The sequence below is a fragment of the Nocardia wallacei genome, assembly GCF_029869545.1.
In the GTDB taxonomy this organism is placed as follows: domain Bacteria; phylum Actinomycetota; class Actinomycetes; order Mycobacteriales; family Mycobacteriaceae; genus Nocardia; species Nocardia wallacei_A.
Genome location: NZ_JARWQD010000148.1, coordinates 1 through 15,700, shown reverse-complemented (window position 1 = coordinate 15,700; position 15,700 = coordinate 1). Strand labels below are relative to the sequence as shown.

Annotated in this window: 16 protein-coding genes and 2 pseudogenes; 9 read left to right on the top strand and 9 right to left on the bottom strand. The window is 71.1% G+C overall.

The features are described from left to right. Positions 1–55 precede the first annotated feature (55 nt). On the bottom strand, positions 56–838 hold the full coding sequence (locus tag QH290_RS11905) for an MIP/aquaporin family protein (protein ID WP_280268885.1): 783 nt from the start codon (positions 836–838) through the stop codon (positions 56–58). Between the two features lie 253 nt (positions 839–1,091). Between QH290_RS11905 and QH290_RS11900 the strand changes: the two genes are divergently transcribed. Continuing rightward, positions 1,092–1,856 carry an IclR family transcriptional regulator gene (locus tag QH290_RS11900; protein WP_280382867.1) on the top strand — a complete coding sequence of 255 codons (765 nt, stop codon included), beginning with the start codon at positions 1,092–1,094 and terminating at the stop codon, positions 1,854–1,856. A 103-nt stretch (positions 1,857–1,959) separates the two neighbouring features. Next, complete coding sequence (gene glpK, locus QH290_RS11895) at positions 1,960–3,492, top strand: glycerol kinase GlpK (protein ID WP_280382866.1); 1,533 nt, start codon at positions 1,960–1,962, stop codon at positions 3,490–3,492. A 42-nt stretch (positions 3,493–3,534) separates the two neighbouring features. Here the strand turns inward: glpK and QH290_RS11890 are convergent, their stop codons facing one another. Both QH290_RS11890 and QH290_RS11885 read right to left on the bottom strand, forming a co-directional pair. Further along, a complete protein-coding gene (locus QH290_RS11890; protein ID WP_280268888.1) occupies positions 3,535–3,768 on the bottom strand; it encodes a hypothetical protein in 234 nt (77 codons plus the stop codon). 170 nt (positions 3,769–3,938) lie between these two features. Beyond that, positions 3,939–4,346 carry a hypothetical protein gene (locus QH290_RS11885; RefSeq protein WP_280268889.1) on the bottom strand — a complete coding sequence of 136 codons (408 nt, stop codon included), beginning with the start codon at positions 4,344–4,346 and terminating at the stop codon, positions 3,939–3,941. Between the two features lie 129 nt (positions 4,347–4,475). On the opposite strand from QH290_RS11885, the gene QH290_RS11880 reads away from it, so the two are divergent. The 3 genes from QH290_RS11880 to QH290_RS11870 all read left to right on the top strand — a co-directional run bounded on the left by QH290_RS11880 (position 4,476) and on the right by QH290_RS11870 (position 7,107). After that, entirely contained in the window at positions 4,476–5,093 is a 618-nt protein-coding gene (locus QH290_RS11880) for a TetR family transcriptional regulator (RefSeq protein WP_280382865.1), read from the top strand. Further along, on the top strand, positions 5,090–6,295 hold the full coding sequence (locus QH290_RS11875; protein WP_280382864.1) for an NADH:flavin oxidoreductase: 1,206 nt from the start codon (positions 5,090–5,092) through the stop codon (positions 6,293–6,295). The genes QH290_RS11880 and QH290_RS11875 overlap by 4 nt, the downstream gene beginning before the upstream one ends. A gap of 62 nt (positions 6,296–6,357) precedes the next feature. Next, entirely contained in the window at positions 6,358–7,107 is a 750-nt protein-coding gene (locus tag QH290_RS11870) for a glucose 1-dehydrogenase (protein ID WP_280382863.1), read from the top strand. Between the two features lie 34 nt (positions 7,108–7,141). On the opposite strand, the gene QH290_RS11865 is transcribed toward QH290_RS11870, so the two are convergent. The 3 genes from QH290_RS11865 to QH290_RS11855 all read right to left on the bottom strand — a co-directional run bounded on the left by QH290_RS11865 (position 7,142) and on the right by QH290_RS11855 (position 10,301). After that, positions 7,142–8,569, bottom strand: coding sequence for an MFS transporter (locus QH290_RS11865; RefSeq protein ID WP_280382862.1), 1,428 nt, complete (start codon positions 8,567–8,569; stop codon positions 7,142–7,144). Next, positions 8,566–9,051 (bottom strand): acyl carrier protein, encoded by a 486-nt coding sequence (locus QH290_RS11860; protein ID WP_280382861.1) that lies wholly within the window; start codon positions 9,049–9,051, stop codon positions 8,566–8,568. The genes QH290_RS11865 and QH290_RS11860 overlap by 4 nt, the downstream gene beginning before the upstream one ends. A 197-nt stretch (positions 9,052–9,248) precedes the next feature. Next, positions 9,249–10,301, bottom strand: a complete 1,053-nt coding sequence (locus QH290_RS11855; protein ID WP_280262585.1) for an alpha/beta hydrolase — start codon at positions 10,299–10,301, stop codon at positions 9,249–9,251. Between the two features lie 213 nt (positions 10,302–10,514). Between QH290_RS11855 and QH290_RS11850 the strand changes: the two genes are divergently transcribed. Beyond that, complete coding sequence (locus tag QH290_RS11850) at positions 10,515–10,994, top strand: RrF2 family transcriptional regulator (protein WP_280382860.1); 480 nt, start codon at positions 10,515–10,517, stop codon at positions 10,992–10,994. A 24-nt stretch (positions 10,995–11,018) separates the two neighbouring features. Then, a complete protein-coding gene (locus QH290_RS11845; RefSeq protein ID WP_280382859.1) occupies positions 11,019–12,242 on the top strand; it encodes an NAD(P)/FAD-dependent oxidoreductase in 1,224 nt (407 codons plus the stop codon). Between the two features lie 24 nt (positions 12,243–12,266). Here QH290_RS11845 and QH290_RS11840 read toward each other — a convergent pair whose 3' ends face one another. After that, a complete protein-coding gene (locus QH290_RS11840; protein WP_280382858.1) occupies positions 12,267–13,505 on the bottom strand; it encodes a serine hydrolase domain-containing protein in 1,239 nt (412 codons plus the stop codon). A gap of 53 nt (positions 13,506–13,558) precedes the next feature. Between QH290_RS11840 and QH290_RS11835 the strand changes: the two are divergent. Further along, positions 13,559–13,774: pseudogene (locus tag QH290_RS11835) on the top strand (LLM class flavin-dependent oxidoreductase); the annotation flags it as partial. 24 nt (positions 13,775–13,798) lie between these two features. Here the strand turns inward: QH290_RS11835 and QH290_RS11830 are convergent. Continuing rightward, complete coding sequence (locus QH290_RS11830) at positions 13,799–14,107, bottom strand: DUF1330 domain-containing protein (RefSeq protein ID WP_280382857.1); 309 nt, start codon at positions 14,105–14,107, stop codon at positions 13,799–13,801. A gap of 132 nt (positions 14,108–14,239) precedes the next feature. Here QH290_RS11830 and QH290_RS11825 point away from each other — a divergent pair, with 132 nt between their 5' ends. Next, positions 14,240–14,872, top strand: a complete 633-nt coding sequence (locus QH290_RS11825; RefSeq protein ID WP_280262575.1) for a TetR/AcrR family transcriptional regulator — start codon at positions 14,240–14,242, stop codon at positions 14,870–14,872. A gap of 10 nt (positions 14,873–14,882) precedes the next feature. On the opposite strand, the pseudogene QH290_RS11820 reads toward QH290_RS11825, so the two are convergent. Further along, a pseudogene (locus QH290_RS11820) lies at positions 14,883–15,635 on the bottom strand (thioesterase family protein); the annotation flags it as partial. Between the last annotated feature and the right edge of the window lie 65 nt (positions 15,636–15,700).

Below are 15,700 nucleotides of genomic sequence, written 5' to 3'. Positions count from 1 at the left end.
CGGGTTCCTTTCGGGAAAAGTGATGGGGGAGAGGGTGGTTCGCAGGGACCGTGCGTCAGAAGACCATGGCGGACACCAGGCCCGCGAGCGCGCCGCCGACCAGCGGGCCGAGCACCGGCACCCAGGCGTAGGCCCAGTCGTTGTTCTTGGGCTGCGGAGCGGCCTCGCCGGATCCCCCACCGGCGGGAACGCGGGCCGGTGCCGTGCTCTGCACGGGCAGGACGGCGTGTGCCAGCCGCGGGCCCAGGTCGCGCGCCGGGTTGATCGCGTATCCGGTCGGGCCGCCCAGCGAGGCGCCGATGCCCACGACCAGCAGCGCCGCGGCGAGCGGGCCGAGTCCGGTCGGGGTCTTGCCGATGCCGATGATGACCAGCACCAGGACGAAGGTCGCGATCACCTCGGTGGCGAGATTCCAGCCGTAGGAACGGATTTCGGGTGCGGTGGAGAACACGCCGAGCTTCTTCGCGCCGTCGGGTTCGGCGTCGAAGTGCTTCTTGTAGGCCACGTACACGATGCACGCGCCCACGAACGCGCCGAGCATCTGCCCGGCCAGATAGGCGATGGTAGTGCCGAAGTCGACGGCGACCCCGGGCGCGTACTCGTCCGCGCCGCTGGACAGGATCCCGACCGTGACGGCCGGGTTGAGGTGGCCGCCGGTCTTGTAGGCGACGTACACGCCGCCGAAAACACCGAGCCCCCACCCGAAGTTGATCAGCAGCCAGCCGCCGTCGAAGCCCTTGGTCTCGGCCAGCAGGACGTTGGCGACCACACCGGCACCCAGAATGATCAGTACCCCCGTGCCGAGGGCCTCGCTGAGAAAGATCTCGCCGAAGTTCACCGTTGAGCCTCCGTCTGACATCGGCCACTGGTGCGGCCGTCCTGAATGTGACGGTACGGTCGCGGTTTCGACCCGGACATAGGGGTCATTCGACAATGTCGAACCGCGAGGGTGGAGCATGATCTTGCCGATCGCTACTCTACGGCGGTCGGGAGGAATATGGCCCAGGTCACACCGCGTGCGGAGTAGGTGTCGGCGGGCGGCGCGCGTGTTCGACATCGTCGACGGCGTGGTGGCGAGTTAGGTTGCGTGCATGCCGGGTCCGATTCAGTCGATCGAGCGCGCGGCGGCCGTGCTGCGACTGCTCGCCCGCTCCGGCCGCCTCGGCGTGGGCGATATCGCCGCCGCGCTGGGGCTGGCCAAGCCGACCGCGCACGGCATCCTGCGCACCCTGCAGGGGGTCGGATTCGTCGTGCAGGACGCCGGTAGCGGCAAGTATCGGCTGGGTGCGGCGATGGGGCAGGTCGGCACCGGGTATCTCGACCCGAACGAGCTGCGGTCGCGGGCGATCAACTGGGCCGATGCGCTGGCCGCCCGGACCGGCGAGGCGGTGCGGATCGCGGCGCGCGCCGGGGACGACGGCGGTGTCGTGGTAGTGCACCACGTCTTCCGCCCCGACAACACCGAGCAGGCGCTCGAGGTCGGGGAGCGGCTGCCCGCGCACGCGACCGCGCTGGGCAAGGTGCTGCTGGCCTACGACGCGGACCTGGCGGCGCGGGCGCGCGGCGGCGAGCTGAGCGCGCGGACCCACCGGACCGTGGTGGACCGGGCGGCGCTGGATCGGGAGCTGGCGCGGGTGCGGCAGGACGGCTGGGCGGGGGAGGTCGAGGAGTTCCGTTCGGGCGTCGCGGGTGTCGCGGCGCCGATCCGGGCGCGGGGCGGGCTGGTGGTCGGCGCCGTCGGCATCATGGGGCCCGTCGACCGGATCTGTGACGCGCGGCTGCGGTTCCGGGCGACGCCGGTGCGGCAGGTGCGCGATGCGGCGCGGGCGGTATCGCGGGAGCTCGGTGCGCAATGACCGTGGGATACACGAGATTTCCGCCGTTTCGCCGGTTTCGCGCGATCGGCGTGTTGCAATCTCCCTGTCCCCGAAGCGAATACCCGACAGGAAGCGGCCACGGATGACGCAGCGATACGTTCTGGCCATCGACCAGGGCACCACGTCCACCCGGTGCATCCTGTTCGATCACCGCGCGCGGCTGGCCGGGGTGGCGCAGCGCGAGCATCGGCAGCACTATCCGCGGCCGGGCTGGGTGGAGCAGGACGCCCTCGAGATCTGGCGCAATCTGGAGCGCATCCTGCCGCAGGTGCTGCGGGACTCCGGCGTCGGCGCGGAACAGATTGCGGCGGTGGGGATTGCGAACCAGCGCGAGACCACGGTGGTGTGGGATCGCCGCACGGGTGTGCCCGTCGGCCGCGCCATCGTCTGGCAGGACGTGCGCACCGAGGAGCTGGTCCGCGAGTTCGAGGACGCGCCGGGCGCGCAGCGGATCCGTGAGCTGTGCGGCCTGCCGCTGGCCACGTATTTCGCCGCGCCCCGATTACGGTGGTTACTCGATACCGTGCCGGGGCTGCGGGAGCGGGCCGAGCGCGGCGACGTGCTGTTCGGGACCATGGAGAGCTGGCTGGTCTGGAATCTCACCGGCGGTGTCGACGGCGGGCTGCACGTCACCGACGTCACCAACGCCAGCCGCACCCTGCTGATGAATCTGGCCACCCGCACCTGGGATCCGGAACTGTTGCGGTTCTTCGGAATTCCCGCGGCCGTGCTGCCGCGCATCCAGTCGTCGACGGCCTCGTTCGGCAGCATCCGCAGCCTGGTGCCGGGCCTGCCGATCGCGGCCGCGCTGGGTGACCAGCATGCCGCGCTGTTCGGCCAGACCTGTTTCGCCCGTGGGGAAACCAAGTGCACCTATGGCACCGGCGCGTTCCTGATGATGAACACCGGCGGCGAATTGGTGCAGTCCGAGCACGGGCTGCTCACCACCATCGGCTACCAGGTCGGGGACGAGCCGGTGTACGCGCTGGAGGGGCCGGTCGCGATGACCGGCTCGCTGGTGCAGTGGGTGCGCGACAACATCGGGCTGGTCGGGTCCGCGCCGGAGATCGAAACCCTCGCGCGCACAGTGGAAGACAACGGCGGGTGCTACCTCGTGCCCGCGTTCTCCGGGCTGTACGCGCCGCACTGGCGCAGCGATGCGCGCGGCCTGCTCATCGGGCTGACCTCGTATGTCACCAAGGGCCACATCGCGCGCGCGGTGCTGGAGGCGACGGCCTGGCAGACCCGCGAGGTGGTCGACGCGATGAACGCCGACTCCGGGCTGCAGGCGCGGGCGCTGCGCGTCGACGGCGGCATGACCTCGGACAACCTGCTGATGCAGATCGTCGCCGACGTGCTCGACGTGCCGGTGATGCGGCCCTTCGTCTCCGAGACGGTGTCGCTGGGCGCGGCGTACGCGGCGGGCCTCGCCGTCGGCTACTGGCCGGATCTGCAAGGGCTGCGCGGGAATTGGCGGGTGGCGGCGCAGTGGGTGCCGCGCATGGACCCCGGGCACCGCGAGCGAGAGTACGAGAACTGGCGGCGCGCGGTGGAGCTGACCTTCGGGTGGATGCGCTCGACGCGCGACGCCCACGCGGGCGGTCGCCCGCGCTGAGCGCGGCAGGCCCGGCAGCACCGGACCTGCCGCGGAGTCACGCTATTCGGGCAGGCAGCCCTTGGCCTTCAGGTCGGCGACGACCTCGTTGGAGACGGTGACGGACTCGCCGGGCTGGACATTGGCCAGCGCGTCGACGCCGACCTGGTTCTGGACGGAGCAGCCGAGCAGTTCGGCGGTGACGGTGATGGTCTGGTCGGCGTGGGCCACGCCCGACCCCAGGACGGCCGCGCCGGCGAAGGCCAGGGCCACGGCGCCGGTCTTGACGAATCGCATTCGGATCCTCCTCATGATCGACAGCTGCGCGGCGGAACCGGTCGTTTGTCCAGGTGAACTGGGGTTTCCTCCGGCATCCGCCGCCTTGCGGGGCCAACGATATGCGGTGCGGATGCGACGGTGTGCGGTGGCCCGGCAAACGGCCGGAGCGCGGACGTCGCGGCGGCGGGTCAGCGCAGATCGCGCGCGAGGCGGGCCGCGCCGATCGCCAGGTAGCTTCCGGTCATGGCGACCAGCGGTGCCGCCGCGCTGCGCGGCACATCCCCGCGGGCGAGATGCGCCGTCCCGTGTGCGGTGTCGAGGAAGTCGACCATCAGGGCCAGGCGCTGCCAGCGGCGGCGGTCGCCGTCCGAGGCGGTCAGATATCCCAGCCCGAGCGCCAGCGCCCGGGCCCCGAAAATGCGTGTGAGATAGACGGATTCGGGCGCGAGCCGCATCCCGAACAGACGGCCGAGCCCGCGCGGCGCGGCCAGCGAACCGACCCCCAGCACGATGCGCCCCACCGCCAGCACCCGCAGGGCCGCGGCCAGACCGTGATCGGCGCCCGCATGTTGTCGCACTGCCTGTTCTTCTGCCATGGGTACGAGCTTGCCGTGGGCGGCGCGTGGAGGCGATTACCTGCGAGGTAAGGCTTCGCGCCCGTGATGACGGAGGCTCGTTCAATCAATGATTGAAACATTGTTTGAAAGTGTGGTTCACTGGCTGGCATGAGCGAGCGAATCGGCGACCCGGCGCGCGCCCCACGGAGCGCAGCCGTGGGTGAGCACGGCGCGGTGGGTACTCGGGAGCGGCTGCTGGCCGCCGCCGAGCGGCTGCTGCTGACCGAGCGGTACGACGATGTGTCTATCCGTGCCATATGTGCTGCGGCACAGGCGAATCCAGCCGCCGTGCACTATCACTTCGGCTCCAAGGACGCGCTGGTGTCGGCCCTGCTCGAGGACCGGCTGGGGCCGCTGTGGGCCGATCGGCTGTCGGCCCTGGCCACGGCGCGGGCATCGGTTCCCGAACTGGTCGAGGCGGTGATCGAACCGTTCGTCGAGCTGTCCGCCGACCCCGTGGGGCGCCTGCACCTGCGGCTGCTGGCCCGGTACTTCCTGGGTCGCCACAGCGGCGCCTGGCGGCAGCCCTGGTTCCGGATCGACTCGTGGACGGGTCTGCTGCCGGGCCTCGACGCCGCCGACAGCGGGCGCCGGTGGATGCTGGCGTTCGACCTGATCATCACGCGGTTCGGCGGCGCGGAGCGGGTGCTGTCGCGCGAATCCGTCGCCGCGCTCCGCGAATTCGTGGTGGCCGGGCTGACCGCACCGCCCGGAGGCGACCGATGAACGACGTCTTCGCACCGGCCACTCTCGGCCCGATCATGTTGCGCAACAGGGTGATCAAGGCCGCCACCTTCGAGGGCCGCACCCCCGACGCCCTCGTCACCGACGATCTGGTCGCCTTCCACCGCGAGGTCGCCGCGGGCGGTGTGGCGTTGACGACGGTCGCCTACTGCGCGGTCGCGCCGGGTGGCCGCACGGATCGCCATCAGCTGTGGATGCGGCCGGAAGCGGTTGCGGGACTGCGGAAGCTGACCGACGCGGTGCACGCGCAGGGCGCGGCCGCGAGCGCCCAGATCGGGCACGCGGGCCCGGTCGCGAACGCCGCCTCCAATCGGGTGCCCGCCCTCGCGCCGAGCCGGATGTTCAGCCCCTTGGGCATGCGCCCCATGCGGGTTCCCGACGAGAGCGAGATCCGGCAGCTCGTGACCGCGCACGCGGAGGCCGCCCGCCTGGCCGAGGCGGCCGGATTCGATGCGGTGGAAATACATTTCGGCCACAACTACCTGGTGAGCTCGTTCCTGAGCCCGCTGCTGAACCGGCGCACCGACGGGTACGGCGGTTCGGCGGCCCGCCGCGCGCGGCTGGCCCGCGAGATCGCCACGGCCGTCCGCGCGGCCGTCGGCGACCGGCTGGCGGTGACGGCGAAGCTGAATATGGAGGACGGCGTGCGGGGCGGTCTCACCGTCCCGGAGTCGCTGCAGGTCGCGGCCTGGCTGGAGGCCGACGGCGCGCTGGACGCGCTGGAATTGACCGCCGGTAGTTCACTGCTCAATCCGATGCTGCTGTTCCACGGCGACGCACCGCGACGCGAGTTCGCGAAAGTGCTTCCCGCACCGGCACGCTGGGGCTTCCGCCTGGCCGGGCGGGCCTTCCTGAAGGAGTATCCGTACCGCGAGGCGTATCTGCTGGAGCGGGCCCGCCAATTCCGCCGCGAGCTGTCGATGCCGCTGATCCTGTTGGGCGGCATCACGAATCTGGAGACCATGCGCACCGCGATGGCGGAGGGTTTCGATTTCGTCGCGATGGGCCGGGCCCTGCTGCGCGAGCCGAACCTGTTGCACCGCATCCGTTCCGACGCGAACACCCGATCGGCCTGCATCCACTGCAACGAGTGCATGCCGACGATCTACACCCGCACCCGCTGCGTCTACCGCCCGGACCGCACCCCGCAACCGATCGGTCCGCCCGACGAGGGCACGGACTGAGCAGGCTTCGCCAGAAACCTTCGCCGGAAGTTCTGGGAGCGGGTGTATGAGAGGAGAGAAGTATGACCGGACGGTTGGATGGGCGGGTTGCCCTGATCAGTGGGGGCGCGTCGGGGATGGGTGCCTCGCACGCCCGGGCGTTCATCGATGAGGGTGCGCGTGTGGTGCTGGGCGATATCGCGGTCGACGCGGGTAAACGGCTGGCGGATGAGCTGGGTGAGCGCGCGGCCTTCGTGGAACTCGATGTCACCCGCGCCGAGGACTGGCGCGCGGCGGTGGCGGCCGCGGTGGACCGGTTCGGCAAGCTCGACGTCCTGGTCAACAATGCCGGAATCCTCGACGGCGGCCCGCTGGGCGGCTACACCGAGCAGCAGTGGCAGCGGGTGCTGGCGGTCAATCTCACCGGCCCGTTTCTCGGCCTGACCGCGGCGCGCGATGCGCTGGTGGCGGCCCGCCCGGCGGCGGTGGTCAACATCTCCTCCGCCGCCGGGATGCAGGGCGTCTCCGGTATGCACGCCTACACGGCGTCGAAGTTCGGGCTGCGCGGGTTCACGAAGTCCGCGGCGCTGGAACTGGCGCCGCACGGCGTGCGCGTGAACTCCGTGCACCCGGGCGCCATCGCGACGCCGATGATCGGCGCCCAACCGGGCACGGTGACCGTCGACCCGAACGAGAACACCCTCACGCGGCTGGGCACCCCCGAGGAGGTCTCCGGCTTGGTCGTGTACCTGGCCTCTACGGAGTCGAGCTACTGCACCGGGGGAGAGTTCCTCGCAGACGGCGGCATGACCGCGGGCTCGACCATCGGCTGATCATCGTGTGAAAGCCCCTGCGGCCGAACGGCTCTCAGCGCGCCGATGCTCGCTGCGGGGGTCCGGGCAGGGCCAGGGCGAGGATCCCGAGCCCGAAGGCCACCACCGCGATCGCCACCAGCATGGTGATACTTCCGGCCAGCGTGTGCGAGCGGAAGAACACGGTGCTGAGCACGGCCAGGCCGACCGCGTTGCCGACCTGTTCGATGGTGGGCACCGTGCCCGACGCCTCCGCCATCCGGTGCTCGTCCAATCCGGCCAGCATCAGCGGCTGCAGCGGCACCCCGAACAATCCGATGCCGAATCCGGCGACGAAGACCGGCACCACCGCCAGCGCGAGACTGACGTCGCCGTCGGTGATGTAGAGGTACCCGGCCGCGACGGTCACGCAGCCGCCGTAGACCGTGATCCCGGCCGACAGCGCGCGAACGCCCCAGAAGTGGATGAACAGCGGCGACAGCAGCGCCCCGGCACCCGCGCCGAGCGCGAACGGCGTCATCGCGATTCCGGTGCGCAGCGGCGACCAGTGCAGCACGTCCTGCAGCAGAATCGAGGCGGCGAAGACGAACGCGGTGAACAGCCCGAAGAAGATCGTCACCAGCACCGACCCGACGGCGAAGCGGCGGTCGGCGAACAGATCCAGGCGCACCAGCGTCGTGCGACCGCCCCGCTCGCGGCGGCGCTGATGCGCCACGAACACCGCCGCCAGCACCAGCGCGGCGGCGATCATCGCGACATGCGCTGGCCGCCAACCCCGTTGCTGCACATCGGCCAGCGCCGACAACAGCAGGAACAGGCTCACCGTGGACAGCACCGCCCCGCCCGCGTCCAGCCGCTCGCGCTCCGGGGATCGGCCCAGATGCAGGTACCGGTAGGCGAGCACCGCGGCGAGCAGGCCGAGCGGCACATTCATCCAGAAGATCGAATGCCAGCCCAGCCCAGCGATATTCAGCGTGATGAGCACGCCCCCCACGATCGGGCCGAGCATGCCCGCGAACCCCGCCGTCGCCCCGTACAGCGCGAAGACCAGCTGATGCCGCTCGCGCGGAAAGCTGGCGGTGAGGATGGCGATGGTCTGTGCCGCCATCCCGGCCCCGGCGATCCCCTGGGCGACCCGGGCGATCACCAATTCGGTTGCGCTGTCGGATATTCCGCACCATATCGACGCGGCGGTGAAGGCGGCCACCGAGGCCAGGAACATGGTGCGGCGGCCGACGAGGGCGCCGATGCGGGCGGCGATCAGCAGGGTGCAGGCGAACGCCAGCGAGAAGCCCGCCACCATCAGCATCTGCGCCGCCTGCGAGGCGTGCAGGTCGCGGGTGATGTCGGGCAGCGCGGTATTCACGATCGTCACGTCGATCATCTGCATGAACACCGAGATGAGACATCCGGCGAACGCCAGCCAGGCGGCGAGTTCGCCGGCCGGGGGAGTGACCGCTGTCGGGGTTCCGGCCTCGGTCACCGGCATACCTCCTGCTCGTGGCTCGTCGCGCCCGCGGGCGCCGGTTCGGCGTCGGCGAGAATCAGCTCGGCGACCTTCGGACCGGCCTGGTCCAGGCTGAACGATCGGCCCGTCTGCAGCGACACCAGCTCGATGCCGAGGGACCGGCTGATCCGCGCGCCCAGTTCGACGGCCATCAGCGAGTCCAGTCCCAGATCCGAGACCGGCACCGTCGAATCGATGGATTCCGGTGCGACGCGCATGATCTCGGCGAGTTCGGCGACGAGCATGCGGGTCACGGCCGGTCCGCGCGCGTCGCGGTCCATCGCCGACAATTCGGCCCGGACCCGAGCCAGTCGTGCGGCGTCGCGGACCGAGGTCCGGGTCACGCGGCCGGTGTGGCCCGGCTGCGGGAAGGCCGCGCTCGCGACCACGTCCAGATACTTGGCGACCTGCTCGTCGGCGTCACGCGCGAATCGGCAGCCGATACCGGCTGTGGCCATGTCCGACATTGAGATCCTCCGATTTCGGACAGTCGAAAACCTCACTCCCGCCGGGGGAATGGTCCGATGGGGTCACTGTCGCAGACGGGGTGGCGGCCGTTCCCCGCAATGCCCGAACGTTCTGGGATCGCACAGAAGCCGGACGGCGTCGTTGTGAGGCGCACCAACACGGTGTGGCGCAGTGGTTTTGCGCGGTTTCAGCGATCGGCGGGCTCGGGGGACTCCGGCCGCGTGAGTGCGGCCTCGAACATCGGCCAGGACTTGTGCAGATCCTCTTCCCAGTAGCCCCAGGAGTGGGTGCCGGTGGGACGGAAGTCGAAGGTGGCGGGAACGTTCAACTGCCGCAGGCGGTCCTGCAGCTGCCGGGTGCACACATTGGTGACCACCTCCAGCGGCGCGCCGAAGAACAGCTGGTACATCAGCTGCACGACGTCGCCGCGGGCGCCGTCGAGGGTGTCGTAGGGTCCGGGTAGCCCGTTGCCGGTGGAGACGTAGACCGCGGTGCCGCGCAGCCGCTCGGCGTGCAGGTACGGATCGTTGGCGGCCCAGGCCGGATCGCCGGGCGGGCCCCACATGTTGAGCGCGTTGCCGCGCTGCCCGGTGACGACGGCCTGCACCATGGCCTGTCCCTGCGGGTCGCTGGTGCGCACGCAGCCGCTGTAGGAACCGATCGCCCGGTACACGTCGGGTCTGCCGATGGCGAGCTGGAACACCGAGGTCCCCGCCATGGACAGCCCCGCGATGGCGTTGGCGCCGCTGCCGCGGAAGGCGGCGTCGATGATCGGCGGCAGCTCGTAGGTGAGGAAGGTGGCCCACCGCTGGCGGCCCAGGACCGGATCGTCGGCCCGCCAGTCGGTGAAGTAGCTGCCCGCGCCGCCGAACGGGATCACGACGTTGACCTGCTTGTCGCGGAAGAACTCCACGAGGTCGGTGGTCTCGAGCCAGTTGCCGTCGGATCCGCCGTTGGCGCCGTTGAGCAGGTAGAAGGTGGGGGCGGGGCGCTCGGGATCGGCGGCGCGCAGCACCGTGATCCGGGTGACGGAGTCCATCGCGGCGGAGTAGACGCCGATATCGAGCACCCGGTCGGAGACCGCGTGCAGGTCGGCGATGCGCGCGCCGTTCGGGGCGGTGAGCGGCTCCCCGGTGATGGGTTCGGCCCCGGCGGTGGCGCCCAGGCCGGTGACCAGCACGGCGGTGGCGAGCATCGTGGCCGCGGTGAGCAGGCCACGCGATACGCGCTCCGACTTCATCGCACTCCGCTCTCGACGCCGTGACACCCGTCCGCCGCGCGCGAGCGGCGGACAACCCCGAAACCGCTTCCGAGTCAACAACATCACGGCGGGGTAACGCCAGCATCGGGAGAAATGTTGTGGCCGTTCCCAGGCCGTTCGCCGGGCGTCTTACCTCCCGTCCCAAAGATCCGGGCCTTGCTCCTCGGAATGGGGATAGCTAATATCCCCAATATGAAGATGGGTGAGGGCGTCGAGTGGAGCCTGCACTGCTGTGTGACGCTGGCCTGGCTCGACGGTGAGCCGCCGGTGCCGATAGCGCGGCTCGCGGCGTGGTTCGACCTGCCGGTCGAGTACCTCAAGAAGCGCCTGCAGGCGCTGGTGCGCGCCGGGATCCTGACCTCGACCCCCGGCGTGCGGGGCGGATTCACCCTGGCCCGCCTGCCGCAGCGGATCACCCTGCTCGATGTCGTCACGGCGGTGGAGGGCGGTGTTGATCCGTTCCGTTGCACCGAGATTCGGCAGCGCGGCGCCAGCGGCCGCGCGGCGGGCAGCGAGTTCACCAAGCCGTGCGGCATCGCGACGGCGATGCGCCGCGCCGAGCTGGCCTGGCGCCGCGAACTGGCCGCCCAGACCATCGCCGATCTCGTGGCCGACGCCCCCGCGAGTTCCGCGGCGCGAACACGACGGGGATTCGCCACCGCGGAGGGCTGACCGGGATTCCCGGAGGAGGAGATCATGGACGGAATTGTTGTGGTGGGCGGGGGATTCGCCGGGGTGTGGAGCGCCGCGAGTGCGGTGCGGGTCGCCCGGGCGCACGGTGCGGACCTGCCGGTCACACTCGTCTCTTCCGGAGACGATCTGGTGATCCGGCCGCGCCTGTATCAGGCCGAACCGGATCGCATGCGGGTGGCGCTGGACCGGATCCTCGGCCCGATCGGGGTGCGCCGGGTGGCGGCGACCGCGACCGGGATCGATACCGCCCGCCGGAGGATCGCCACCGTCGGCCGCGACGGCAGCGCCGGTGAGATCGGCTGGGACCGACTGGTTCTCGCCACCGGCAGCCGCCTGATCCGGCCCACGCTGCCTGGTGCCGAGCTGCTGCACGACGTGGACACGCTGCCCGCGGCCGCGGCACTCGACGCACATTTGCATCGACTGCCGGAAACGCCGTCCCGCGAGGGCCGGTTCACCGCCGTCGTCGTGGGCGCCGGGTTCACCGGCCTCGAGATCGCCACCGAACTGGTGGAGCGGCTCGGGGCGATCGCCGCGAAACACGGTGCGGGCGAACAGGTCCGGGTCGTCCTGGTCGAGCGGTCCGACGTGATCGGTCCGGAACTCGGCCCGGGGCCGCGGCCGCAGATCCTCCGCGTGCTGTCGAGCCTCGGGGTGGAGCAGCGGGTCGGGGTGAGCCTGGCCGCGGTGGATGCGGACGGCGCGGAGCTGTCCGACGGCACCCGCATCCCGGCCGCCACCGTGATCTGGACGGCCGGAATGCAGGCCGGTCCGCTCACCGGCGCCATCCCCGCCGACCGGGATCGCCTGGGGCGCTTGGCGGTCGGTGCGGATCTGCGGGTGTCCGGCGTGCCGGGCGTGTACGCCGCGGGCGACACCGCCGCCGCGGCCGCCGAACCGGGACACCGGGTGACGCAGAGCTGCCAGCACGCCCTGCAACTGGGCAAGTTCGCCGGGCACAACGCGGCAGCGGACCTGCTCGGGCTACCGCCCGCGCCGTTCGCGGCGACCCCGTATGTCACCTGCCTCGACCTCGGCGCCGCGGACGCCGTGTTCACCACCGGCTGGGACCGCACGGTGGCCTCGACCGGTGCGGCCGCCAAGGCCCGCAAGCGCAAGGTGAACGAGCTGTGGATCTACCCGCCCACCGACGACGCCGACGAGCTGCTCCGCCAGGCCGACTACAGGTTCTCGCATCGGCGGATCGGCGAACCGCGGGTGGCCTGAGGTGCCGTCGAACCGGCCGGGCCGTCAGAAGGGGCGCTCGGCCGGTGCCAGCCGGTCGGCCGCGGCGGAGATCCGGGCCACCAGCCGCCACGGCCGGTCGGCGTCCGTCGACGCCTTGCCGCTGGTGAGGATCGCGCCGGACAGCCCGCGGTCGGGATCGGCCCAGCCGTACTGGGTGGTCAAACCGCTACGGCCGAAATGGGATTCGGTGTGGGCGCCGAACTTCGATCGGCGCCCGCCCAGTTCGAACCCCGCCCGGCTGACCCGCCCGGCCGCGCTCGGCAGCCACTTCGCCGGTCGTATCGCCTCGCGCAGGGTCTCGGGCCGGATGATCCGCACGCCGTCGAGTTCGCCTCCGCGCGTGAGGATTTCGTAGAATCGCGACAGCTCCGACGCGGTGGTGACGAGGTTGCCCGAGGGGAGTTCCGCGGTGAGGAAGGCCCGGTTGTCCGCCTCGGAGACCGGACCGCTCAAGCCGCCGCCGAGTGCCTTGTGCGCCAGGAACTTCCACACCCGCCCGGGCGGCGGGCCGGTCCGCACGCTGGGCACGATCAGATCGACGTCCTCGGGCCGCACGCCGAAGGTGGTCCACCGGAATCCCAGCGGGTCGAGGACCTGCTCGGCCAGGTGGTCGCGCATCGGCCTGCCGGTGGCCCGCCGCACCAGCAGGCGCTGGATGAGTCCGCTGGTCAGCGCGTGATAGACGCGCAATCGCCCGGGCCGCCAGCTCGGTGTGAGGTCGGCGAGCGCCCGCACCGCCAGCTCCTCGTCGACCACCAGCTCGGCACCCCTGTAGGGCGGGGTGATGAACGGGACCCCGGCCGCGTGCGACAGCACATCCCCGATGGTGATCGCCTGCTTGCCGTTCGCCGCGAACTCCGGAATGTAGTGGCAGACCGGGTCGTTCAGCGCGAACGCGCCCTGCTCGACGAGCATGAACATCAGCGTGGCCGAGACACCCTTGGCGGTGGAGAAGCCGCAGAACGGCATGTCGGGCGTCACGAGGACCTTCTCCGCGCCCGGATCGTCGCCGGGCGCGTTGCCGCGGCAGTGCCCGATCGCCCGATTCAGCACGATCTTCCCGTGGCGCCGCAGGCACACCTGGATCGCGGGCGTGGTCCCGAGCCGGTACCAGTCGAGCACCGCGGCCCACAGCGATTCGACCGCGCCGCGCGTCATCCCGGCGGCGGCCGGGTCGTCCTCGGGTCCTGCCGTCGTCACCGAGTCGACGTCGACGGGGACGGTCACCATCGGATTGGTCATTTCAGCCACCATACCGACGCGGATCGGCCGCACGGTCGGCGACGGCGAGACCGCGCCCGGGCCAGTTCCAGGCCGGGCAGTCCGAGGGCGGTATCGAACTCGGCGCGCGATTCGCCGAGGTGGGCCGGGCCGATGGGCTGCCGCTGATCATGAGTTCGCTGCACGCGACGTACGGTGCGACGGAGGCCGAGGCGTACCGCGCCGTGCGCGAGCGGGCGGAGGCGACCGACTTCGAGGCCGGGCGGCTGCGACTGACCGAAATGCTCGGCGCCCGGTAGGCCCGGGGAGCGCCGCTACGGAGCGGGCGCGGTGCCGCCCTCGACGAACAGCAGGCGCAGGTCGATCGCGCCCTCGCGCACGGCCTTGGCGTGCTGGTATTCGGGCGAGTGGTACCACTCGCGCACCCGGTCCATATCCGGGAATTCCAGGGTGGTGACCACCCGGCCGGTGGGCCACCGGTCTCCCTCGATCACCTCCGGGGTGGCTCCCTGAGTCAGGTAGCGGCCGCCGTAGACGGCGATCGACTCCTCCGCCAGCGGGCGGTACGCGGTCGCGCGGGCGGCGTCGAGGTTGGTGGCCTCGACGAAAACGTAAGCGGGCATGGGGATCTCCTCGAGTATCGTCGGATAATGAACCAGCGAGTTCAGATTAATGGTTCATTTGGTTTTGTCAAAGGGTGCGGCATTGTGAACCGGCGGGTTCAGATCGTCGGTGCGGGCGGGTAGGCTGCCGGGGTGGCTACAGGGCAGGTGGCGCGCGGGCGCATCGACAAGCGGCAGGCGATTCTCGACGCGGCGTTCACCGTGTTCGCCCGCCAGGGCTTCGAGCAGGCGTGCGTCGCGGATATCGCCGCCGAGGCGGGGGTCGCCAAGCCGACCGTGTACAACCACCTCAGCGACAAGTACAGCCTGCTGCGGGAATCGCTGATCGTGGTCGCCGACGCCGTCGGCGCCGACTGTGTCGCCGTCCTCGACCGCCTGCGCGAGCCCGGCCCCGACCTGCGGGCGACGCTCGAGGACGTCGCGTACCGGCTGCTGCGCGTCTGCAACGACGAGCGCTCGCGCGCCCTGCGCCGCCTCGGCTACGGGCAGGCCGCCACGCAGCCGGAGCTGATCGAGCTCGCCCGCGAGCGCACCGGCGTGCGCACCCTCGACGCCCTCGCCGACCGCCTCGCGCGCCTGGCGTTGTCCGGACGGCTGCGCACCGACGATCCCGTCGTGGCCGCCGAACAGTTCCTCGCGCTGCTGACCGCACCGCTGGAGAACCGCTCGCGCATGGGCACCCGCGCCGTGCGTCCCGCCGAGCTGCGCGCCGTCGCCACCGCCGCCGTGGCGACGTTCGCGGCCGCGTATCAGCCCGGCGGGTGACGGGAACGCCCTACGCGGGCGTGTCCTTGTAATAGACGACCTGGTGGGTGGTGACCAGGAGGGTGCCGTCGTGGCTCCACAATTCGGCGGACTGGTCGAAGAAGCCGCTGCCGAAGTGCTGGGCGCGGGCGGTGGCCAGCAGGTGCCGGTCGGCCTGGGCCGCGAGCATCTCGGGCGTGGCATGGAAGTACACGGTCATCGAGACGGTACCGGCCGGGACGACCCGGCTCAGCCGATGCATCACGCGCGGGAAGAACACATCGCTGAGCGCGGCGAGCGCCGGGTAATCCAGTGGGCGCGCGGGCTTGTCGCGCACCCAGAGCGTGCTGGTCGAGGTCGCGGGAGCGTCCCGGCCGATCTCGGCGACCGCGCCCTCGACGAATCGCATCTCGTAGTTGTCCACCCACGCGATGAAATCCGGGACCGGCGACGGCTCGACCGCGTCCGCGGGCGGTACCTGCGGCGGCGCGATCTCGGTGGCCGACCAGGTCGGGCGGCGGTTGGCGAACACCGCGGTCGCCGTGGTGGTGACGGTGTCGTCCTGGCTCATGGTGAGCGACCAGTGCTGGGTGTTGCGGTTGGTGCGCACCGGCCGCGCGTCGATCTCGAACGGGCCGTCGGAGACCGGGCCCGCGAAATTCACCGTCAGGGCGACCGGTTGGGTCAGATGCCTCGGGTCGTCCAGAATCGCCCGCACCAGGGTGGCGGCGGTGATCCCGCCGAACGGGCCGACCATGTTCGCGTAGGGTGCCGTGGTGCCGCCGGGGGAACCGGCCGCGCCCCGGGGGGTGGGCCCCGGGGCGGGCTAGAGCACGAGGGTTTTTGTGG

Excerpts from the sequence above, each read along its gene's own strand:
- QH290_RS11875 (WP_280382864.1), top strand. The coding sequence starts at position 5,090 with ATGAACGACGTCTTCGCACCGGCCACTCTCGGCCCGATCATGTTGCGC.
- QH290_RS11850 (WP_280382860.1), top strand. The coding sequence starts at position 10,515 with ATGAAGATGGGTGAGGGCGTCGAGTGGAGCCTGCACTGCTGTGTGACG.
- QH290_RS11900 (WP_280382867.1), top strand. The coding sequence starts at position 1,092 with ATGCCGGGTCCGATTCAGTCGATCGAGCGCGCGGCGGCCGTGCTGCGA.
- QH290_RS11845 (WP_280382859.1), top strand. The coding sequence starts at position 11,019 with ATGGACGGAATTGTTGTGGTGGGCGGGGGATTCGCCGGGGTGTGGAGC.
- QH290_RS11890 (WP_280268888.1), bottom strand. The coding sequence starts at position 3,768 with ATGCGATTCGTCAAGACCGGCGCCGTGGCCCTGGCCTTCGCCGGCGCG.
- QH290_RS11840 (WP_280382858.1), bottom strand. The coding sequence starts at position 13,505 with ATGACCAATCCGATGGTGACCGTCCCCGTCGACGTCGACTCGGTGACG.
- QH290_RS11855 (WP_280262585.1), bottom strand. The coding sequence starts at position 10,301 with ATGAAGTCGGAGCGCGTATCGCGTGGCCTGCTCACCGCGGCCACGATG.
- QH290_RS11860 (WP_280382861.1), bottom strand. The coding sequence starts at position 9,051 with ATGGCCACAGCCGGTATCGGCTGCCGATTCGCGCGTGACGCCGACGAG.
- QH290_RS11880 (WP_280382865.1), top strand. The coding sequence starts at position 4,476 with ATGAGCGAGCGAATCGGCGACCCGGCGCGCGCCCCACGGAGCGCAGCC.
- glpK (WP_280382866.1), top strand. The coding sequence starts at position 1,960 with ATGACGCAGCGATACGTTCTGGCCATCGACCAGGGCACCACGTCCACC.
- QH290_RS11885 (WP_280268889.1), bottom strand. The coding sequence starts at position 4,346 with ATGGCAGAAGAACAGGCAGTGCGACAACATGCGGGCGCCGATCACGGT.
- QH290_RS11870 (WP_280382863.1), top strand. The coding sequence starts at position 6,358 with ATGACCGGACGGTTGGATGGGCGGGTTGCCCTGATCAGTGGGGGCGCG.
- QH290_RS11830 (WP_280382857.1), bottom strand. The coding sequence starts at position 14,107 with ATGCCCGCTTACGTTTTCGTCGAGGCCACCAACCTCGACGCCGCCCGC.